The 21214-nt window shown below is 61.4% G+C and carries 21 protein-coding genes; 13 read left to right on the top strand and 8 right to left on the bottom strand.

The genetic code is table 11. The annotated features are described in order from the left end of the window. Positions 1-31: 31 nt before the first annotated feature. Positions 32-376 carry a cupin domain-containing protein gene (locus BM017_RS24965; protein WP_010206533.1) on the bottom strand — a complete coding sequence of 115 codons (345 nt, stop codon included), beginning with the start codon at positions 374-376 and terminating at the stop codon, positions 32-34. Between the two features lie 375 nt (positions 377-751). Between BM017_RS24965 and kynB the strand changes: the two genes are divergently transcribed. Continuing rightward, a complete protein-coding gene (gene kynB, locus BM017_RS24960) occupies positions 752-1402 on the top strand; it encodes an arylformamidase (protein WP_092249447.1) in 651 nt (216 codons plus the stop codon). Continuing rightward, a complete protein-coding gene (kynA, locus tag BM017_RS24955; protein ID WP_092249444.1) occupies positions 1399-2256 on the top strand; it encodes a tryptophan 2,3-dioxygenase in 858 nt (285 codons plus the stop codon). Before kynB ends, kynA begins: the two co-directional genes overlap by 4 nt. A 97-nt stretch (positions 2257-2353) precedes the next feature. Here kynA and BM017_RS24950 read toward each other — a convergent pair whose 3' ends face one another. From BM017_RS24950 to antA, 4 genes are all read right to left on the bottom strand, one after another. Next, positions 2354-3757: an amino acid permease gene (locus BM017_RS24950; protein ID WP_092249441.1), complete on the bottom strand. Its 1404-nt coding sequence runs from the start codon at positions 3755-3757 to the stop codon at positions 2354-2356. Positions 3758-3828: 71 nt separating this feature from the next. After that, the gene (antC, locus tag BM017_RS24945; RefSeq protein ID WP_092249438.1) at positions 3829-4836 is read right to left on the bottom strand and encodes an anthranilate 1,2-dioxygenase electron transfer component AntC; all 1008 of its coding nucleotides are present in this window, start codon (positions 4834-4836) and stop codon (positions 3829-3831) included. A 216-nt stretch (positions 4837-5052) separates the two neighbouring features. After that, positions 5053-5544 carry an anthranilate 1,2-dioxygenase small subunit gene (antB, locus tag BM017_RS24940; protein ID WP_092249435.1) on the bottom strand — a complete coding sequence of 164 codons (492 nt, stop codon included), beginning with the start codon at positions 5542-5544 and terminating at the stop codon, positions 5053-5055. After that, complete coding sequence (antA, locus tag BM017_RS24935; RefSeq protein WP_092249432.1) at positions 5544-6935, bottom strand: anthranilate 1,2-dioxygenase large subunit; 1392 nt, start codon at positions 6933-6935, stop codon at positions 5544-5546. Before antA ends, antB begins: the two co-directional genes overlap by 1 nt. Positions 6936-7247: 312 nt before the next feature. Here antA and BM017_RS24930 point away from each other — a divergent pair, with 312 nt between their 5' ends. Next, complete coding sequence (locus tag BM017_RS24930) at positions 7248-8228, top strand: AraC family transcriptional regulator (protein WP_092249429.1); 981 nt, start codon at positions 7248-7250, stop codon at positions 8226-8228. Between the two features lie 132 nt (positions 8229-8360). Here the strand turns inward: BM017_RS24930 and BM017_RS24925 are convergent, their stop codons facing one another. After that, positions 8361-9236: a LysR family transcriptional regulator gene (locus BM017_RS24925; RefSeq protein WP_092249426.1), complete on the bottom strand. Its 876-nt coding sequence runs from the start codon at positions 9234-9236 to the stop codon at positions 8361-8363. 114 nt (positions 9237-9350) lie between these two features. Here BM017_RS24925 and BM017_RS24920 point away from each other — a divergent pair, with 114 nt between their 5' ends. From BM017_RS24920 to catA, 3 genes are read left to right on the top strand one after another with little or no spacing between them, the layout of a single operon-like run. After that, a complete protein-coding gene (locus tag BM017_RS24920) occupies positions 9351-10478 on the top strand; it encodes a muconate cycloisomerase family protein (protein ID WP_092249423.1) in 1128 nt (375 codons plus the stop codon). 12 nt (positions 10479-10490) lie between these two features. Continuing rightward, on the top strand, positions 10491-10781 hold the full coding sequence (catC, locus tag BM017_RS24915) for a muconolactone Delta-isomerase (RefSeq protein ID WP_092249420.1): 291 nt from the start codon (positions 10491-10493) through the stop codon (positions 10779-10781). 41 nt (positions 10782-10822) lie between these two features. Further along, positions 10823-11752, top strand: coding sequence for a catechol 1,2-dioxygenase (catA, locus tag BM017_RS24910; RefSeq protein WP_071489160.1), 930 nt, complete (start codon positions 10823-10825; stop codon positions 11750-11752). 122 nt (positions 11753-11874) lie between these two features. Here the strand turns inward: catA and BM017_RS24905 are convergent, their stop codons facing one another. Further along, positions 11875-12348: an Lrp/AsnC family transcriptional regulator gene (locus BM017_RS24905; protein WP_003176072.1), complete on the bottom strand. Its 474-nt coding sequence runs from the start codon at positions 12346-12348 to the stop codon at positions 11875-11877. 144 nt (positions 12349-12492) lie between these two features. Here BM017_RS24905 and kynU point away from each other — a divergent pair, with 144 nt between their 5' ends. Continuing rightward, on the top strand, positions 12493-13743 hold the full coding sequence (gene kynU / locus BM017_RS24900) for a kynureninase (RefSeq protein ID WP_092249417.1): 1251 nt from the start codon (positions 12493-12495) through the stop codon (positions 13741-13743). 105 nt (positions 13744-13848) lie between these two features. Continuing rightward, positions 13849-15255, top strand: coding sequence for an amino acid permease (locus tag BM017_RS24895; protein WP_092249414.1), 1407 nt, complete (start codon positions 13849-13851; stop codon positions 15253-15255). Here BM017_RS24895 and BM017_RS24890 read toward each other — a convergent pair. Further along, on the bottom strand, positions 15201-16091 hold the full coding sequence (locus tag BM017_RS24890) for a LysR family transcriptional regulator (protein WP_092249411.1): 891 nt from the start codon (positions 16089-16091) through the stop codon (positions 15201-15203). The genes BM017_RS24895 and BM017_RS24890 overlap by 55 nt on opposite strands. An 82-nt stretch (positions 16092-16173) precedes the next feature. Here BM017_RS24890 and BM017_RS24885 point away from each other — a divergent pair, with 82 nt between their 5' ends. The 5 genes from BM017_RS24885 to BM017_RS24865 all read left to right on the top strand — a co-directional run bounded on the left by BM017_RS24885 (position 16174) and on the right by BM017_RS24865 (position 21214). Further along, on the top strand, positions 16174-16938 hold the full coding sequence (locus tag BM017_RS24885; protein WP_092249408.1) for a sulfite exporter TauE/SafE family protein: 765 nt from the start codon (positions 16174-16176) through the stop codon (positions 16936-16938). A 120-nt stretch (positions 16939-17058) separates the two neighbouring features. Beyond that, positions 17059-17649, top strand: coding sequence for an NADPH:quinone oxidoreductase MdaB (locus tag BM017_RS24880; protein ID WP_092249405.1), 591 nt, complete (start codon positions 17059-17061; stop codon positions 17647-17649). 30 nt (positions 17650-17679) lie between these two features. Then, positions 17680-18576 (top strand): LysR family transcriptional regulator, encoded by an 897-nt coding sequence (locus BM017_RS24875; protein WP_092249402.1) that lies wholly within the window; start codon positions 17680-17682, stop codon positions 18574-18576. Between the two features lie 103 nt (positions 18577-18679). Continuing rightward, complete coding sequence (locus tag BM017_RS24870; RefSeq protein WP_092249399.1) at positions 18680-19573, top strand: NAD-dependent epimerase/dehydratase family protein; 894 nt, start codon at positions 18680-18682, stop codon at positions 19571-19573. A 195-nt stretch (positions 19574-19768) separates the two neighbouring features. Next, positions 19769-21214 (top strand): SulP family inorganic anion transporter, encoded by a 1446-nt coding sequence (locus BM017_RS24865; protein ID WP_092249396.1) that lies wholly within the window; start codon positions 19769-19771, stop codon positions 21212-21214.

Genomic DNA, 21214 nt, shown 5'->3' with positions numbered 1-21214 from the left:
TGCTAATAGTGGGCTCCCGGGTTTTTGCGGCTCAAGCAAACACAAAATATTTACGCACCGTCTCGACCACTTCCCACGTCCCCTTCATCCCCGGTTCCACCACGAAGATATCCCCAGCTCGCAAGTGAATCGGCTCCAGGCCTTCCGGCGTGATGATGCAGTAGCCTTCCTGGAAGTGGCAGTATTCCCACTTCACGTAGTCCACGTACCACTTGCCCGGGGTGCAGATCCAGGTGCCCATGATCTTGCTGCCGTCTTCGCTGGTGTAGGCGTTGAGGTTGACGGTGTGCGGGTCGCCTTCGAGTTTTTCCCATTTGCACGCGTCCAGGACCGGCAGGGGATGAGTGTCGCGCAGTACGGTGATGGGCTTGGACATGATGACTCCGAGGAAGGGAATGGAAGGATGCACCCTAAGGCCTAGGGCGTTGCGTCAGTGGTCTGAACTCGACATCGGGATGCCCAGAAGCGCAGCGGTGTGATGATCCGGAAATTACCGCGAACCCCTGTGGGTGCCGGGCTTGCCCGCGATAGCGGAGTGTCAGGCTATGAAGATGCAAGCAGTGCCACCGTCATCGCGGGCAAGCCCGGCTCCCACAGGGCACGGTGACGCATCCGGACGATATATTTGTGCGATTTCTCGTCCGTTCTTCGCAGTAAGTGCGAAAGATTTCCCGCTTCACGCCAGAATTCGCAAGAAAATTCGCAGCCGGCCCTCGTATCATTCACCCCAGTAACCGCCGAGAGCCTTGAAATGAACCCAATAAAAACGTGGTGGGATATCAGCCCGCCCTTGAGTACGGCGACCCCGACCTGGCCGGGGGATACGCCGTTCCAGGAAGAGCGCGTGTGGCAGTTGGGCCCGGAGTGTCCAGTGAATGTCGGACGCATTACCTTGTCGCCGCACACCGGCGCCCACGTGGATGCGCCGCTGCATTACAGCGCGGACGGCGTGGCCATTGGTGAGGTGTCGTTGGATGTGTACATGGGGCCTTGCCGCGTGCTGCATTGCCTGGACAGCGGTGCGCTTATACAGCCGTACCAACTTCAAGGCCGTGTGGATAACTTGCCGGAGCGCGTGTTACTGCGTACTTATCCACAAGCGCCGCTGACCGAATGGGATTCGAATTTCACCGCCATCGCCCCGCATACCATCGAGCTGCTCGCCAGCCTCGGAGTGCGCTTGATCGGCATCGATACGCCCTCGCTGGACCCGCAGCAGTCCAAGACCATGGATTCCCACAACGCCGTGGCGCGCCATGGCATGGCGATTCTCGAAGGCATCGTGCTCGATGACGTCCCCGAGGGCGATTACGAACTGATCGCCCTGCCGCTGCGCTTTGCCAACCTCGACGCGAGCCCTGTCCGCGCCATTCTCCGCCCGCTCAAGGAGCCCACGCGATGAGCCAATGTCCCTTCTCTGTTGACTATCAGCCGCCCGAAGAATGGCATAACGCCGAACTGAATTTTTCCGAGTCTATGAGCTACGGCGATTACCTGGACCTGGGCAAAGTCCTCAGCGCCCAGCACCCGCTGTCGCCGGACCACAACGAAATGCTCTTTATCATCCAGCACCAGACCTCGGAGCTGTGGATGAAGCTGATGCTCCACGAACTCAAGGCCGCCCGCGAACATGTACGCCTGGGCGAGCTGCCACCGGCGTTCAAGATGCTGGCGCGGGTGTCGCGGATCTTCGATCAGCTGGTGCACGCCTGGGCCGTGCTGGCGACAATGACGCCGTCGGAATACAAAGCGATCCGCCCGTTCCTGGGGCAGTCGTCGGGGTTCCAGTCATTCCAGTACCGCGAGATCGAATTTATCCTCGGCAATAAAAGCGCGGCGCTGTTGCGGCCCCATGCCCATCGGCCGGAACTGTTGAACGAGTTGAAAGTGGCAATTGCCACGCCGTCGCTGTATGACGAGGCGATCAACCTGATGATCAAGGCGGGCCTGGCGATTGATCCAAAGCGGGCCGAGCGCGACCCGACGGCGGCGACGGTTCACGATGAGTCCGTGGAGGCGGCGTGGCGTGAGGTGTACCGCGACCCGAAGCGTTACTGGGATTTGTATCAGTTGGCCGAGAAGTTTATCGACCTGGAGGATTCGTTCCGTCAGTGGCGTTTCCGCCATGTGACGACGGTGGAGCGGATTATCGGCTTCCAGCCGGGCACGGGTGGCACGGAAGGTGTGGGGTATTTGCGCAAGATGCTCGATACCGTGCTGTTCCCAGAACTGTGGCGAGTACGTTCCACGCTGTAAACAAAATGTGGGAGGGGGCTTGCCCCCGATGGCAGTGTCAGTCAGTACATCGGGTACTGATAGACCGCTATCGGGGGCAAGCCCCCTCCCACAGGCATCACTGCGCGTTGACTATCGCGTGACTTCTGCGAACCCGCAGCCGATAGGCAATGTAGATAATCCCCACCCACACCGGCATCGCATACACCGACTCGCTGATGCCTGGAATCGCCAGCATCACGCTGATGATCATCACCATGAACGCCAGGCACAGGTAGTTGCTGAACGGGAACCAGAAGGTCTTGAACGACGGCGTCAGGCCCTGTTCGCCCATGGCCTTGCGGAACTTGATGTGGGTGATGCTGATCAGCGCCCAGTTGATCATCAGCGAGGCAACCACCAGCGCGAACAGCAACTCCAGGGCGCTCTTCGGTGCGACGTAGTTGACCACCACGCACAGCATCGTCACCAGGGCCGAAATCGCCAGGGCGCGGATCGGCACGCCTTGCTTGTTCAGCTTCATCAGCGACTTGGGCGCATCGCCTTGCTCGGCCAGGCCGAACAGCATGCGGCTGTTGCAGTACACGCCGCTGTTGTACACCGACAGCGCCGCGGTCAGCACCACGAAGTTGAGAATGTGGGCGGCGGTGTCGTTACCGATCAGCGAGAAGATCTGCACGAATGGGCTGCCGCTGTAGGCATCGCCCGACGCGCCGAGGGTTTGCAGCAGTTGGTCCCATGGGGAGAGCGACAACAGCACGGTCAATGCGCCGACGTAGAAAATCAGGATGCGGTACACCACCTGGTTGATCGCTTTCGGGATGACCTTGCGCGGTTCGCTGGCTTCGGCGGCGGTGATGCCCACCAACTCCAGGCCACCGAAGGAGAACATGATGAACGCCATGGACATCAACAGCCCCATGCCGCCATTGGGGAAGAACCCGCCGTGGCTCCACAGGTTGCTCACCGACGCCTGCGGGCCGCCGGTGCCGCTGAACAGCAGGTAGCAACCGAGCACGATCATGCCGACAATCGCCACCACCTTGATGATCGCGAACCAGAACTCGGCTTCACCGAAGAACTTCACGTTGAGGGTGTTGATCAGGTTCACCGCCACGAAGAACACCAGCGCGCTGACCCAGGTCGGGATCTGCGGCCACCAGAACTGGATGTACTTGCCCACCGCCGTCAGTTCGGCCATGCCCACCAGCACGTAGAGTACCCAGTAGTTCCAGCCGGCCAGGAAGCCTGCGTAGCCGCCCCAGTATTTGTGAGCGAAGTGGCTGAAGGAACCGGCCACCGGCTCTTCGACGATCATCTCGCCAAGCTGGCGCATGATCAGGAATGCGATAAAACCGGCAATCGCGTAGCCCAGGATCATCGACGGCCCCGCCGACTTGAGTACCCCGGCCGAGCCGAGGAACAACCCCGTGCCGATCGCCCCTCCCAAGGCGATCAACTGAATGTGCCGGTTCTTCAGGCCACGCTTGAGGCCCACCGGGTTAACCATGTCATCCGCCATTAACATTCCCTTCTACTTGTTTTTCTCAGGGTGGAGTGCACGCCGCATCTACCCCTCAGAAGTGCTGAGGGTCAGATATTACTCTGCGTGAACTTTTCGTAATACAGCTGAACGCCATCAAGTGCCTGATCCGCCAGCCATTGTTGGACGGATTCGACCATTGGAGGGGGGCCGCACAGGTACATATCCGCCGATCTGTCCCGCCATTCGGCCAGGTCGAAATGCTCGGTGAGGTAACCGCGCTTGCCGGGCCATTCGTCCGAGGGCGCGCTGAGCACTTCGGTGTAGCGAAAGTCCGGGATTTTCGCGGCGTAGGCCTGGATGCGCGCCGCTTCGCACAAGTCTTCTGCGCCACGTACGCCGTAGTACAGGTGCACGGGCTGGTCGCAGCCGTTGGCGGCCAGTTCATCGAGCATGCCCAGCAACGCCGATAACCCGGTGCCGCCCGCCACCAGCACCAAGGGTTTGCAGACGTGCCGCAGGTAGAAAGCGCCGAGGGGTGCTTCCATCACCAGTTCATCACCCACCTGGCAACGCTCGCGCAGGTAGTTGCTCATCACCCCATCCGGCAGCAGGCGCACCAGGAATTGCAATTGATTGCCCGGAAGGTTGGCGAAGGAATACGAGCGCCAACTGTCCGTGCCAGGCACCGACAGGCGTGCATATTGGCCCGGCAGGAAATCCAGTGCCTGATCCAACTGCACCTGCAGGATCGCCGTGCTGGCCGACACCTGCTCCACCGCGCTCACGGTGCCCTTGACCTGAACCGGCCCCGGCGCATTGCACAGGCTCGAATCAAAGTCGAAGTAGAACGTCGCATCGGACTTCACCCGCGTCTGGCAACTGAGCATCTTGCGCTGTTGCAGGTCGAGGTTGGACAGGGCCTCTTCGTCGACATAATCCTGGCTGTACTCGCCGGATTCGCAACGGCCCTGGCAAGTGCCGCACACGCCTTCACGGCAATCCAGCGGGATCTTGATGCCGTTGCGCAGTGCTGCATCCAGCAGGATTTCATTGGCGCCGACGGGGAAGAACAGGGTCTTGCCGTCGGCAAAACTGAAGGCCACTTTGTGATTCATGTGTTGCTCTCCGCATATTTATAACGTGCGCATAACTTGTGGCGAGCGGGCTTGCCCCGCGTTGGGCTGCGAAGCGGCCCCAATAAGACCACCGCATTTTTCCAGCTGATAACCCGGTGTCTTCCAGAGGGGCCGCTACGCAGCCCAACGCGGGGCAAGCCCGCTCGCCACAAGAAGCCCGGTTGCCACAAACCCCTGTGCCATAAAAGGTCGCTGCTAGAGGTGATAGAAATCCAGCACCGAGTTAATGGTGTCGTTGAGCAGCAGCGCATGCTTGCGGGTGATCAACCAGCTGTCGCCTTCCGGTTTGAGGGTATAGGTGGCGTGGCCGTAAAACTGCTCCGACGTGGCCAGGCGATAGAACAGCGTGTGCCAATTCAGTCGCACCTCCAGCGTGCCATCCGCCTGCTCGGCAACGCGCACGTTGTTGATCATGTGCAGCGTGCGCGGCATCGGTGTGGCCGACGCCGCCTTGCCGGTGCGCAAACGGAACACGCGGTCTTCCAGGCCCGAACGGTTCGCGTAGTAGATCAGCGACATTTCGCGCTTGGGGTCGCGGGTGTAGACGTGTTCCGAGTCCCACTGCGGCAAGTGGAACTCACTCTGCGGGTCGAACAACTGCACATAGGCGTCCCAGTCCTGGGCGTCGCACAGCTCGGACTTGCGGTAGAAGAACTGTTCGATGCGGTACTGCAATGGGGCATTCATCATTTCACCTCCCGCAGTTTCAGCGCTTGTTGATCGAGGCCGTTGAGCAGGAACTGCTGCCAGTTGCGGTGCTGGTTAACGTAGAGGCCTTCATGGGTGAATTCTGTGCCGGTCATGGCCGGCTGGATGCCGATGGCTTCGCTGTTCGGCGTGGGCCCGGTTGCCCAGCGGTGGCTGCCGCGTGAGATGTCGCTCCAGCGTTCAAGCCGGCCTTGGAACCCGCGCTGGGCTTCGCGGAACTCCACCAGGTCATCCGGCGTGCCCATGCCCGACACGTTGAAGAAGTCTTCGAACTGGCGGATGCGGTTCTCGCGATCGGCGTCGGACTCGCCCTTCACCCCCAGGCATTGGCTGATGATCTCGGTCTTGTTCCACGCCACCGGGCGGATGATGCGCAGCTGCGAGCTGATCTGGTCGAGGAAGAACAGGCTCGGGTAGATATTCAGGTTGCGCAGGCGGTGCATCATCCACTCGGCCTTCTGCTGGCCGTGCTCCCGCACCAGGCGCGGCATGATGGTGGCGTAGCCGGAGCGCACGCTGGGGTTGGGCATGTCGCTGAACAGCACACTGTGGCCATTGTGGAAGGCGAACCAGCCGTCATCGGTATTGGCGTCGCCGGCGCCGAGTTTGCTGTAGTCCAGGGTGCTGCCGGCCCCTGTGCCGTTCTCGGTGTTCACCTGCTGGCGATGCTGCACGGTGGCCACATAGTTGTAGTGCACGGTGCTGACGTGATAACCGTCCAGGCCGTTTTCGTTCTGCAGCTTCCAGTTGCCGTCGTAGGTGTAGGCGGATTTGCCCGGCAGTACTTCCAGTTCGCCGGTGGCGGACTGCGCGACCATCATGTCGAAGAACACTTTGGCGTCGCCGAGGAAATCCTCCAGGCTGTCGCTGCCATTTACGTCCAGGCTGATAAACACAAAGCCCTTGTAGCTCTCGATGCGCGCCTTTTTCAGGCCGCGCGTGGCCTTGTCGAAACCGTCCGGGTATTCCCCCGGCGCCTTGACCTTCACCAGCCGGCCATCGCTCTTGTAGCACCAGGCATGGAACGGGCAGGTGAACGTGGATTGGTTGCCTTTGCCGACCCGCGTCAGCGTGGTGCCGCGGTGCTGGCAGGCGTTGATCAACGCATTGAGGCGGCCTTCGCCATCGCGGGTGACGATCATCGGCTGGCGCCCGGCGCGCAGGGTCACGAAGTCGTGGTTGTTGGCCAGTTCGCTTTCGTGGCAGGCGTAGATCCAGTTCTTTTCGAAGATCAGTTCCATCTCCAGATCGAACAGTTCCGGCTCGGTGAACATGTCGCGGGCGATGCGGAATACTTCATCCACCGGGCGAAAGTCCAGGCAACCTTCGATAAACGTTTTCCACTGCTCGACGCTTCTTGCACCACTCATGGGAGGCACCTTTTTGATAGGGGCTGATCGGTGGTTTATTAGAGGCAGCGCGGCAGGACGCGGGCTATCCGCTTAGTGGGGGAACCTGCGCCGGATAATTGGGCAGCAAATACCCAACCCGGTGCGCAGCGGTGACGGGATGCGCTACTGTCTTGCAGGGCAGTGGTCGCAAAAGCCGGGGTCTTATCCACTTAGTCGACCCTTGCTATCCACCCGCTGGCCATTGCGCCGGCGTGGCGCATTAATTGCTGTCGAACAACAACGACGCGCCGCCAGAGCGCGCAACAGCCTAACCGCCGTGGGTGCACCCTGATGAGCAGCCAAACGATTCAACGCTTCGACCTGGAAGGCGCCCGCAGCTGGATGTCGGGCATTTGCGGGCCCCATCGCCTGGCCACCAATACGCCGGAGCGCCTGCGCTTTCACCACAGCGCCAACGTGTTCAAGTCCCGCGCCACCACCCTGGGGGTGATCGAGTACGGCACCGACGTGACCATCGACATCGAAGACGCCGAGCATTTCAGCAGCTACAGCCTGAGCCTGCCGCTGGTGGGCGAACAGGAGTTGAGCAAGAACGGTGAGCGCCTGAGTTCCAACCGCGACCAGGGCGTGATCATCTCGCCCAATGAGCATCAGGTGCTGGCGATCTCCGGCGATTGCCGAAAGTTGCAGGTGGTGATCACGCGGGCGGCGATGAGTGAATCGCTGGAAGGTTTGCTGCAACGGCCGATTGAGGCGCCGCTGCGCTTTGAGTCGGTGATGGACGCAGTGGACGGCGCTTCGGCGTCGTGGTGGCGCATGGCGCGCTACTTCATCGCCGAGCTTGAGCATGGCAGCTCGTTATACGAGCAGGCCGCTTTTACCCGCGACCTGGAAAGCTCGCTGATCAAGGGCCTGATCCTGGCCCAGCCGAACAACTACTCCGAAGAACTGCGCGATGTCCTGGGCGTGAAACTGCCGCATTATCTGATCCGTGCGCGGCAGTACATCCATGACAACGCTCGGGAAGCGGTGCACCTGGAGGACCTGGAGGCCGCTGCGGGGGTGTCGCGGTTCAAGCTGTTCGATGCCTTTCGCAAATACTTTGCGCTGTCGCCGATGGCCTATTTGAAGAAATACCGGCTGGGCGTCGTGCGCCAGGAAATCCTTGAACACGGCTCTACCCGTACCATCTCTGAGATCGCCCTGGGCTGGGGCTTTACCCACCTGGGGCGGTTTTCGGCGGAGTATCGAAAATTGTTCGACGAGTCCCCTAGCCAAACCCTGCAGCGCAAGCGCCTGCGCAGCCTTTGAATACAATGAAGATCCAAATGTGGGAGCTGGCTTGCCTGCGATAGCGATGTGTCAGTCAGCTGATGTGCCAGCTGACCCACCGCTATCGCAGGCAAGCCAGCTCCCACAGGGGTTTGTAGTGTTTGGGATAAATCAGATGAGCTCTTCCACCAGTTGCAGGCAATGATTCAGCCCTGGCGACTGGTCATTCACCCGTCGGCTGAGGATGATCGGCGACGTCGCCGTGGCCTCCACAACGGGTGTATAGCCGATGTCCGCGCGGTGCAGCACTTGCACCGAGGCGGGCACCAGCGTCACGCCCATGCCGGCGCCGACCAGGCCAATGGCGGTCTGCAACTCGTTGGTCCACTGCGCCACCTTGAGGCTCAAGCCATGGGCGTCGAACAGCGCGATCACATGGTCGGCGTAGCTGGGGCGTGGGTTGCCGGGGTAGAGCACAAAAGGTTCGGCGGCCAGTTGGGCGAGGGTGGCGGGCGCATCGAGCAACGGGTGACCGGCAGGCAGCACGGCGACCAGCCGGTCCTCCACCAGCACGCGCTGGACGATGGCCGGGTCATCGATGCGAATTCGCCCGAACCCCACGTCGATGCGCCCGGCCTTGAGCGCTTCGACCTGCTGCAAAGTGGTCATCTCCGACAGCCCCAACTCCAGCTCCAGCGCCTCATGGGTACGCAATCGGCGGATCAATTCGGGCAGCACGCCGTACAGGGTCGACGGCGCAAAACCGATGCCCAGCCATGTCTTCTCGCCCTGGCCGATACGCCGGGTGTTGTCACAGACCTTGTTCAATTGCTCCAGCAGCACGTTGGCGTGTTCATAAAAAAACCGCCCGGCCTCGGTCAGCCGCAGCGGTCGGCCACGTTCAAGCAAAATGACGCCCAGTTCATCCTCCAATTGCTGGATCTGCCGACTCAATGGCGGCTGGGCGATGTGCAGGCGTTCGGCGGCGCGGGTGAAGTTGAGGGTCTCTCCCAGCACCTGGAAGTAGCGCAGGTGACGCAGTTCCATGACGGCTCCTTTCATACCTTCAGGGTATTGTGCGAGACCCATTCTATATTGGAAGCCTTGAAAAATACGGCACAGAATCGGCTAAAACCTATAAAGAACCCAACGGGTATAGCCATGCCGATTTGCGCCATCGAGTCGATCGACACGATCATCGTCGACCTCCCCACCATTCGCCCGCACAAGCTGGCGATGCACACCCTGCAAAACCAGACCCTGGTGATCATCCGCCTGCGCTGCGCCGACGGTATCGAAGGCATCGGCGAAGCCACTACCATTGGCGGCTTGAGCTATGGCAATGAAAGCCCCGACAGCATCAAGGTCAACATCGACCGCCACTTCGCGCCGCTGCTGATCGGCCAGGACGCCAGTAATATCAACGCTGCCATGTTGCGCCTGGAGCGCAGCATCCGTGGCAACACCTTTGCCAAGTCCGGTATCGAAAGCGCCTTGCTCGACGCTCTCGGCAAACGCCTGCACCTGCCGGTCAGCGAACTGCTCGGCGGGCGTGTGCGCGACGCGCTGCCGGTGGCCTGGACCCTGGCCAGCGGCAACACCGAGCAGGACATTGCCGAGGCCGAAAAGATGCTCGACCTGCGCCGCCACCGCCTCTTCAAGTTGAAGATCGGCGCCGGTGAGGTCAGCCAGGACCTGGCCCATGCGATCGCGATCAAAAAGGCCCTGGGCGACCGCGCCAGCGTGCGCGTCGACGTCAACCAGGCCTGGGACGAAGCGGTGGCACTGCGGGCGTGCCAGGTGCTCGGCGACAACGGCATCGACCTGATCGAACAGCCCATCTCGCGCAATAACCGTGGCGGCATGGCACGGCTCAACCTGTCGAGCCCGGCGCCGATCATGGCGGATGAATCCATCGAGTGCGTCGAGGACGCGTTCAACCTGGCCCGCGAAGGCGCGGCGTCGGTGTTCGCCCTCAAGATCGCCAAGAACGGCGGCCCACGTGCCGTGCTGCGCACCGCCGCGATTGCCGAAGCGGCGGGTATCGGCCTGTACGGCGGCACCATGCTCGAAGGCGGCATCGGCACCCTGGCGTCGGCGCATGCCTTCCTTACGCTGAACAAACTGGCGTGGGGCACCGAGCTGTTCGGCCCGTTGCTGCTTACCGAAGACATCCTCACCGAGCCGCCGGTGTACCGCGACTTCCAGCTGCATATCTCCACCGCACCGGGCCTGGGCCTGGCCATCGATGAAGAGCGCCTGGCGTTCTTGCGTCGTGACAAACACTAAGAGGCGCCTGCCATGTTGTTCCACGTAAAAATGACCGTGAACCTGCCGCTCGACATGAACCCCGAGCGCGCAGCCCGCCTCAAGGCCGATGAAAAGGCGCTGGCCCAGCGCCTGCAACACGAAGGCAAATGGCGCCACCTGTGGCGCATCGCCGGGCACTACGCCAACTACAGCGTGTTCGATGTCGACAGCGTGCAGGCGCTGCATGACCTGCTGATGCAACTGCCGCTGTTCCCCTATATGGCCATCGAAGTGAACGCCCTGTGCCGGCACCCGTCGTCGATCCATGACGACGACCGCTAGGCCGGTTTCCAGACCAATAACTACAAGATGAGGAATGCACCATGTCCATCCGACTGTCCCAGACTGCCCATGCCCAACAGTTTCTCGAAGAAGCCAGCGGCAACCTCAACGACGCTGGCAACCCGCGCACCAAGGCGCTGATCTACCGGATCCTGCGCGACACCGTGAACATCATCGAAGACCTGGAAGTGACCCCGGAAGAGTTCTGGAAGGCGGTCAACTACCTCAACGAGCTGGGCAAGCACCAGGAAGCCGGATTGCTCGCCGCCGGGCTGGGCCTTGAGCATTACCTGGACTTGCTGATGGACGCTGCCGACGAGGAAGCCGGCAAATCCGGCGGCACGCCGCGCACCATTGAAGGCCCGCTGTATGTGGCCGGGGCGCCGTTGAGCAAGTACGAAGCGCGGCTGGATGATGGCAAGGACGATGCGGTGCCGCTGTTCATGCGCGGGCAGGTGCGCGATACCAACGGCAAACCGCTGGCCGGGGCGATTGTGGACGTGTGGCAGGCCAATACGGGCGGTACTTACTCGTGGTTCGACCCGACGCAATCGGAGTTCAACCTGCGCCGACGCATCGAGACCGATGCCCAGGGCAACTACCGGTTCCGCAGTATCGTGCCGTCGGGCTACGGTTGCCCACCGACCGGGCCGACCCAGCAACTGCTGGATCAGCTCGGGCGCCACGGGCAGCGGCCGGCGCATATCCACTTCTTCATCTCGGCGCCGGGGCATCGGCACCTGACCACGCAGATCAACCTGTCGGATGACCCGTACCTGCATGACGACTTTGCCTATGCGACGCGGGATGAGTTGATCGCCGAGATTCGCTTCTGCGACGACCCGCAACTGGCGCGGGAGTTTGGCGTGGAGGGGCGGTTTGCGCAGATTGATTTTGACTTTGCGTTGCAGGTAGCGGATGCGCCGGTAGAACAAAAGCGCATGCAACGCGTGCGTGCCCTCGAAGATTAAACGCGATTCAAAATGTGGGAGGGGGCTTGCCCCCGATGGCGGCGGTGAAGCCAATATATTAATTGGCTGAACCATTGCTATCGGGGGCAAGCCCCCTCCCACAGGGTATTGTGGTGGCGTGGTTATTTGCGTACCACCAAGTCCAGCACCTCATCCCGATCCTTGATCTTCTGCAACACAATCTCCGAACGGATATCCATCACCCCCGCCGTGCGGTTCAGATGGTTCACGATAAAGTCCGAAAAGTGCTTGAGGTTGCGCGCCTGCACCCGCAGCACATAGTTGCTGGCGCCGGTGATCACGTAGGCGCTGGCGACCTCCGGCCAGCCCTGCACCTTCTTGATGAACGTCTCGTGCCAATCCTCCACATCCTGGCGCAACGACAGGTGCACGATGGCCTCCAGCTCAATCCCCAACTGCTCCGCATTCAGCACCGCACGGTAACCGCTGATGATGCCCTCGCTCTCCAGCAGGCGCAGACGGCGCAGGCACGCGGACGGCGACAGCGCGACTTTTTCGGCCAGTTCCTGGTTGCTGATGCGGCCATCCTGCTGCAGGAAATGCAGGAGGCGCAGGTCGGTGGCGTCGAGAATCATGGTTAGAATAAATCCGCGTGTTTGGGGGTTAAATTCGAATTTCCTACAGCTTAATTAGCCTGTTGCCCGCCACTTTGCACGAAAATTCTCTAAAAGTTCGTTCATTATTTGGTCCATTCTTACTTATAAAAACCAGGACAGCCCATGACCACGCGAAGCCACTGCCTAGCCCTCGACGAACAAGATCCGCTGGCGCCACTGCGCCGCCAGTTTGCGTTGCCGGAGGGCGTGATCTATCTCGACGGCAACTCCCTCGGCGCACGCCCGGTGACGGCGTTGGCACGAGCCCAGGCAGTGATTGCCGAAGAATGGGGTAATGGCCTGATCCGTAGTTGGAACAGCGCCGGCTGGGCGGACCTGTCCCAGCGCCTGGGTAACCGCCTGGCGCCGTTGATCGGCGCGGGCGACGGTGAAGTGGTGATCACCGATACCACCTCGATCAACCTGTTCAAGGTGCTCAGCGCCGCGTTGACCGTACAGCGTCAACGCCAACCGCACCGCAAGGTGATCGTCAGCGAGGCGAGCAACTTTCCGACCGACCTGTATATCGCCGAAGGCCTGGCCGAGCTGCTGCAACAGGGCTATGCCCTGCGCCTGGTGAACAGTCCGGACGAATTGCCCCAGGCCATCGACCAGGACGTGGCGGTGGTGATGCTCACCCACGTCAACTACAAGACCGGCTACATGTACGACATGCAGGCGCTGACCGCCCTGAGCCATGAGTGCGGCGCGCTGAGTATCTGGGACCTGGCGCACTCGGCGGGCGCGGTGCCCATCGACCTGCATCAGGCCGGTGCCGATTATGCGATTGGCTGCACCTACAAGTACCTCAACGGCGGCCCGGGCTCCCAGGCGTTTGTGTGGGTCAACCCGGCGTTGGTGGATGTGGTGCGCCAGCCGTTGTCGGGCTGGTTCGGCCACACCCGGCAGTTCGCCATGGAATCGAACTACGCGCCGAGTGCGGGTATCGCGCGCTACCTGTGCGGCACCCAACCGATCACCTCGCTGGCGATGGTGGAATGCGGGCTGGAGATTTTCGCCCAGACCGATATGGCGAGTCTGCGCAGCAAGTCCCTGGCGTTGACCGATCTGTTTATCGCATTGGTCGAAGCACGTTGCGCTGCTCATGAACTGGTGCTGATCACCCCGCGTGAACACGCCCGGCGCGGTAGTCATGTGAGCTTTGAACACCCCGAAGGCTACGCAGTGATCCAGGCCTTGATCGCCCGTGGCGTGATCGGCGACTACCGCGAGCCGCGCATCATGCGCTTTGGGTTTACGCCTTTGTACACAAGCTTTACCGAGGTGTTTGACGCTGTGGAAATCCTGGGCGACATCCTCGACAACCGCACCTGGGACCAACCGCAATTCAAAGTCCGCAACAGCGTGACCTGACCACAACGCAGATAAAGATGTGGGAGGGAGCTTGCACCCTCCCACAGGGAATTTGTGACAACAGTTAATAAATAGTGCAATCACAATAATAATGGGGCACACCACATGACCACGCCAGACACCGGCTTTGCCGAGATCACCCACCGCGAACTGGGCCTGCGGCGCCAGCTCACTTCCGGCCAGATGAGCATGATCGCCATCGGCGGCGCCATTGGCACCGGGCTGTTCATGGGCAGTGCCTATGCCATTGGGTATGCCGGGCCCAGTGTGCTGGTGAGCTATGCCATCGGCGCGTTGATCACCTTGTTATTGATGGGCTGCCTGGCGGAGATGACGGTGGCGCATTCCACCTCGGGCTCGTTCGGCGCTTATGCCGAGTTCTACATCAGCCCGCTGGCCGGTTTCCTGGTGCGCTACGCCTACTGGGCGGCGATTGTGCTGGCGGTGGGTGCGGAGGTTACGGCGGTCGCGATGTACATGAAGTACTGGTTCGCCAACGTGCCGGAATGGGTGTGGATCGTATCGTTTTCCAGTGTGCTGATCCTGCTCAACGCCATCAGCGTGAAGACCTTCGGCAACTTCGAATACTGGTTCTCGACGATCAAGATCAGCGCCATCGTCGGCTTCATCCTCCTCGCCGTGTACGTCGTGTTCGGCTCCGGCAACCCGGAGTACGGCGTGCAGAACTACACGGCCCACGACGGCTTTTTTCCCCATGGCCTGAGCGGCATGTGGATCGCCGTGATCGTGTCGATTTTCAGCTACCTGAGCGTGGAGATGATCGCCGTGGCCGCCGGTGAAGCGGCCGACCCGGAACAGGCGGTGAAGAAAGCCTTCCGTGCGACCATCGTGCGCCTGGTGGTGTTTTACCTGCTGACCCTGGCGCTGATGCTGGCCATCGTGCCGTGGAACCAGGCCGGGCAGACCCAGAGCCCCTTCGTCACGGTAATGCAGACCATCGGCATTCCCGGCGCCACCGGGGTGATGAATTTCGTGATTTTGATCGCAGCGTTGTCGGCCATGAACAGCCAGCTCTACATCACCACTCGCATGATGTTCAGCCTGTCCCGTGCCGGCTTCGCGCCCAAGGCCATGGGCGCCTTGAGCAAGAGCGGCATTCCGCTGAATGCGTTGCTGCTGTCCAGTTCGGGCATCGCCCTGGCGACGTTGCTCAACGTGGTATACCCGCAAAGCTCGTTCACCTTGATGATGGCGATCTCGATGTTCGGCGCGATCTTCACCTGGTTCATGATCTTCCTTACGCACCTGTACTTCCGTCGCTACCGCCAGCGCCACGGTGGGCCGACGCTGTCGTTCCAACTGCGCTTTTTTCCCTACAGCACCCTGCTGGGCCTGGTGCTGATGGGCGCGGTGATGATCACCACGTATTTAACCGAGGCGTTCAAGATGACGCTGGTGTTTGGCGTACCGTTCCTGCTGATCTTGTCGGCGGTGTATTACGGGTTTTTCCGCAAGGGCAGGGCCAAGGCGTCGAACAAGGCCTTGGCGTAACCGGGCAGGAGTTCGAACGAGCGCGCGCATAACAGCAGCTTCCGGCAGGCCCACTCTTCTTGCAGGGGGTGGACCTTGAAGCTGGATTCCAGCGGCCAGCGCTCCAGTGCCGCCTGGGGCACGATACCCAGGCCGGCGCCGCGCGCGACCATGCGGATCACCCCATCAAACCCCTCGGCGCGGATGCGTGTTTGCAGGCGAAAACCCGCGTGCAATGCCTGTTCTTCGAGGTAAACCGTCAATGCGCTGTGGGAGGCGAGGCCCACAAAATCGTGTTGCAGGCTATCGATAAAGCTCCCTGCGGTGAACGGATGATCCTGCGGGGTGATCAGCACCAGCGGGTCATCGCGAAAGGGCAGGGTCTGCAGGCCGTGGGTGTCTACCGCGTCGGAAATGATCCCGAGGTCCGCTGTGCCCTGGCGCAAGGCCTGGGTGATGCGCAGGCTTGGCAGCTCCTGCAAGTCGATGTCGAGGTTGGGGTGTTCACGCAAAAAGTCCGCCAGCAACTCCGGCAGGTATTCGCTGAGGGCCGTGGTGTTGCACAGCAGGCGCACCTGGCCCTTGATGCCGTTGGCGTATTCCGCGAGGTCCTGGCGCAGATGCTCGGCCTGTTGCAGCAACAGGCGGGCGTGGCGGGCCAGGGCCTTGCCTGCGGGCGTTGGGGTAACGCCACGGCGGCCACGTTCAAGAAACTCGATGCCCATCGAAGCCTCTATCGCTCGGATGCGGGCGCTGGCCGCCGCGAGGGACAAGTGGCTGCGGGCTGCTCCGGCGGTGATATTGCCTGTGTCGAAGATATGCAGGTAAAGGCGCAGGTCTATCAGGTCAAAATGCATGGCGCTAGCCTCTGGCAAAACAAGAGTCTGCCTCAGTATATGGCGAATTTTCGGCCTCATCGAAAAACCGCACTATCACCCCATGAATACATTCCTCGCGTTTTACCAAGATATCGGCCCAGCCCTGACACTGCTGGTGATCGGCACCTTCATGCTTGCCGGCACCGTCAAGGGTGTGATTGGCCTGGGCTTGCCGACAGTCTCCATGGGCTTGCTTGGTCTGGCTATGTTACCGGCGCAGGCTGCAGCGTTGCTGATCATCCCATCGACGATCACCAATCTGTGGCAACTGGCGTTCGGCGGCCATCTGAATGCGTTGCTCAAACGCCTGTGGCCGATGCTGTTGCTGATCTTTATCGGTACCGGGCTTGGCACGCTGTGGCTGGGCCTGAGTGGAGGGCGATGGGTAGGCCATGCGTTGGGCGGGGCGTTGCTAGCGTATGCACTGAGCGGGCTGTTCCTGCCCACGTTCAAGGTGAAGCCTCGAACCGAACGCTGGTTGGGCCCTTTGTGTGGTGTTATCACCGGCATCATCACCTCGGCGACCGGCGTGTTTGTGATCCCCGCCGTGCCTTATCTGCAAGCCCTGGGCTTGAACCGCAATCAGTTGGTGCAGGCGCTGGGGCTGTCCTTCACCGTGTCGACCCTGGCGCTCGCTGCCGGCATGGCGTGGCACGGCACGCTCGGAGGTGGGGAGATCAATGCTTCATTGTTGGCATTGGTGCCGGCGCTGCTGGGCATGTGGTTGGGCCAGGCGGTGCGTCAGCGCATCAGTGCGGTGTTGTTCAAGCGCGTATTTTTCATCGGCATGGCGTTGCTGGGTGCCCATCTGCTGATCAGTGGTTAACAATGCGCAGGTAATTCGTGCCTTTTGGTCAAATGTATTTTGCCGCATCACCGCTTATTCCGAGGGGCCGATGTCGATAGCCTGCCGGCAGACATTGTTAACCCCTCTGGATACCCTCCCATGAAAAAAGTCCTCCTGCTCAACGGCGGCAAGAAATTCGCCCACTCCGATGGCCGCTACAACACCACCCTGCATGACACCGCCGTGGCGGCGTTGGACCGTGCGGGCATCGACGTCAAGGTCACCCACATCGACGAAGGCTACGACGTGGCCGAAGAAGTGGCCAAATTCCTCTGGGCCGATGTGATCATCTACCAAATGCCCGGCTGGTGGATGGGCGCGCCGTGGATCGTCAAGAAGTACATTGACGAAGTCTTCACCGAAGGCCACGGCAGCCTGTACGCCAGCGACGGTCGCACCCGTTCCGATGCCTCGCAGAAGTACGGCAGCGGTGGCCTGATCCACGGCAAGCAGTACATGCTCTCGCTGACCTGGAACGCGCCGCAGCAAGCCTTCGATGACCCGACCGACTTCTTCGAAGCCAAGGGTGTGGACGCGGTGTACTTCCCGTTCCACAAGGCCAACGAGTTCCTCGGCATGACCGGCCTGCGGACGTTCCTGTGCGTGGACGTGATGAAACGCCCGGCCATCGAAGCTGATGTAGCGCGCTACGAGCAGCATCTGGCGCAGGTGTTCAATTTCTCGGTGTAAGCTGCGCTGAACCGATAACGAGGAGCGCCTGTGAAAGCCCGGTCCGATGAGCTGCAGATCTTCGTCAGCGTGATTGAATGCGGTTCGATTTCCGCCGCCGCCGAGCAAGTCGGGCAGACGCCCTCGGCTGTCAGCCGCACCTTGTCGCGCCTGGAAGCCAAGCTCGACACCACGCTGATCAACCGCACCACGCGACGCATGGACCTGACCGAAGAGGGCAAGTACTTCTTCGAGCAGGCCAAGGTGATCCTGGCGCAGATGGAAGAGTTGGAGGAGCGCCTGTCATCACGCCAGCAGAAACCGGCGGGGCGCCTGCGCATCAACGCTGCCGTGCCGTTCATGCTGCATGGGATCGTGCCCTACATCGCCGAATTTCGTGGCCTCTACCCGGACATCCAACTGGAGCTGAACAGCGATGACTTGATCATCGACCTGCTGGAGCAGAGCACCGACATCGCCATCCGTATCGGCGTCCTGGCCGACTCCACCCTGCATGCGCGGTCTCTTGGCTGTACGCCGCTGCATATCCTCGCCAGCCCCGACTACCTCAAGCAATACGGCGTGCCCACCACGGTGGCCGAGCTGGCCGATCACACGCTGTTGGGGTTCACCCAGACCGAAACCCTCAACCACTGGCCGCTGCGCCACGTGGAGGGCGATCGCTGGCTGATCCAGCCCGGCGTGGCGGCGTCCAGCGGCGAAACCGTGCGCCAGTTGGCGCTGGAAGGACAGGGCATCTGTTGCCTGTCGAACTTCATGACCATCGACGATATCGAGGCCGGGCGCCTGGTGCCGGTGCTGGAGGCGTTCAACAGCGGTTATCGCCAGCCGATCCACGCAGTGTTCTACCGTAACTCGCAGCTGGCATTGCGCATCCAGTGTTTCCTGGACTTTATCCAGGCCAAGCTGGCGCGGTATGCCTGCTGATTCGTGACCTGCGCGCAAGAGTGAATTGGGCCGTGGAGGCTTATTCGTCAGGGACGAGTGCTTGATACTGGGTTCATCACTTACCCAGTCAGGAGAGTCCTCCATGAATGTATTCATTACCGGCGCAGCAGGTTTTATCGGCGGTTCCATTGCCACCGGCCTGGTCGAGGCCGGCCACACCGTTACCGGCCTGGTGCGCAGCGCCGAGCAGGCGGCCGAGATGACCGCGCTGGGCATCAACCCAGTGATCGGCACCCTGGATGACGCGGCTGTATTGACCGAGCAAGCGCAAAAGGCCGACGCGGTGATCAACGCCGCCAGCAGCGACCACCGTGCCGCCGTGGAAACCCTGCTCGCGGCGTTGAAGGGCTCGAACAAGCCGTTCCTGCACACCAGTGGTTCGAGCATTGTCGGGGATGCATCGGGCGGCAAGGCCAGCGATGTCATCTACTTCGAAGACAACCTGCCGGAACCGACGGTCGACAAGGCGGCTCGTGTGGCCATCGACAACCTGGTTCTGGCGGCTGCCAAAGACGGCGTGAACTCGGCGGTGATCTGCAACACCTTGATCTACGGCCACAGCCTGGGCGTGAAGCGCGACAGCGTGCAACTACCGCGTCTGCTCAAGCAGGCACGCAAGAGTGGTGTAGTACGCCATGTGGGTAGCGGGCAGAACATCTGGTCCAACGTGCACATTGAAGACGTGGTGGCGCTGTACCTGTTGGCGCTGACCAAGAATGTGCCCGGTACCTTCTACTTCGTGGAAAGTGGCGAGGCCGCGTTTATCGACATGACCACTGCCATTGCCGAAGCGCTGGACCTGGGCAAACCGCAGGATTGGCCATTGGCCGAGGCTGAAGCCGAGTGGGGCTATGAAATGGCCAACTATGGCCTGGGCTCCAATAGCCGGGTGCGTGGCAAGCATGCGCGTGAACTGCTGGGCTGGGCGCCGAAGCGTACGTCGGTGGTGGAGTGGATTCGCAACGCAATGGTGTGATGTTCACGTGATCTCCAGGTGTTGCTATCGGGGGGAAGCCCCCTCCCACAGTTGACCGAGTTCCAACTGTGGAGTGCAGTCTAGTGTGGGAGGGGGCTTGCCCCCGATTGGCACGACTCGGTCTCCGAGACTAGCCCCATCTCCCTCAATTCCGTACCATTCCCCGCCTCATCCCCCGCATTACCCTGGTACTCCATGAACCTCACCCGTCTGCGCGCCGATACCCTGGCCGGCCTCACCACGTCTTTTGCGTTGCTGCCCGAATGCATCGCCTTTGCCCTGGTGGCCCACCTCAACCCGTTGATGGGGCTCTACGGCGCTTTCATCATCTGCACCCTCACCGCGTTGTTCGGCGGCCGGCCAGGCATGGTGTCCGGTGCGGCCGGCTCGATGGCGGTGGTGATCGTCGCCCTGGTGGTGCAACACGGTGTGGAGTATCTGCTGGCCACGGTGGTACTGGGCGGGCTGATCATGGTCGCGTTCGGCGTGCTGCGCCTGGGCAAGCTGGTGCGCATGGTGCCGCACCCGGTGATGCTCGGCTTCGTCAACGGCCTGGCGATCATCATTGCCCTGGCGCAGTTGGAGCATTTCAAAAGCGATGAAACCTGGCTCAGCGGCACGCCGCTGTACGTGATGACCGGCCTGGTGCTGGTGACCATGGCCATCGTCTACCTGCTGCCGCGCATCACCCGCGCCGTGCCGCCTGCGTTGGTGGCGATCCTCGGCGTGGGGCTGGCGGTATACCTGCTCGGCCTGCCTACCCGAACCCTCGGCGACATGGCGCATATCGCCGGCGGCCTGCCGACTTTCGCGCTGCCGCAGATTCCGTGGACACTGGACACCCTCGGCATCATCGCGCCGTACGCGTTCCTGATGGCGATGGTCGGCCTGCTGGAAACCCTGCTGACGCTGAACCTCACCGACGAAATCACCGAGACCCGTGGCTACCCCGACCGTGAAAGCGTGGCCCTCGGCGCGGCCAACATGGTCTCCGGTCTGTTCGGCGGCATGGGCGGCTGCGCGATGATCGGGCAGACCGTGATCAACCTCAGCTCCGGTGGGCGCGGGCGTTTGTCCGGGGTGTTTGCCGGGGTGATGATCCTGCTGTTCATCCTGTTCCTGTCGCCGTTCATCGAGCGCATTCCGCTGGCGGCGCTGGTGGGCGTGATGTTCGTGGTGTCCCAGCAGACCTTTGCCTGGGCCTCGCTGCGGGTGATCAACAAGGTGCCGTTCAATGACGTGCTGGTGATTCTTGCAGTGACGGTGATCACGGTGTTCACCGATCTGGCTACCGCCGTGCTGTGCGGGATCGTGATTGCGGCGTTGAATTTCGCCTGGCAGCAAGCGCGGGAGCTGTATGCCGATGAGTATCTGGAGGCCGATGGCAGCAAGCTCTACCGCCTGCACGGCACCTTGTTTTTCGCCTCGACCACGCCGTTTTTGAATCAATTCGACCCGGCCAACGACCCGGCCCAGGTGACGCTGGATTGCCGTCACCTGAGCTTTGTCGATTACTCAGCGATTGCCGCGCTCATGACCCTGCGCGAGCGTTACAGCAAGGCTGGCAAGCACCTGCGGGTGCTGCATCTGTCGGAGCGTTGCAAGATGCTGCTCAAGCGTGCGCGGGTCCATCATGAGTAA

Origin of the sequence: Pseudomonas sp. NFPP04 (assembly GCF_900113815.1) — a bacterium.
In the GTDB taxonomy this organism is placed as follows: Bacteria; Pseudomonadota; Gammaproteobacteria; order Pseudomonadales; family Pseudomonadaceae; genus Aquipseudomonas; species Aquipseudomonas extremorientalis.
Note: the sequence above shows the minus strand (reverse complement) of the source record. Positions and strands in the feature narration are given on the sequence as shown.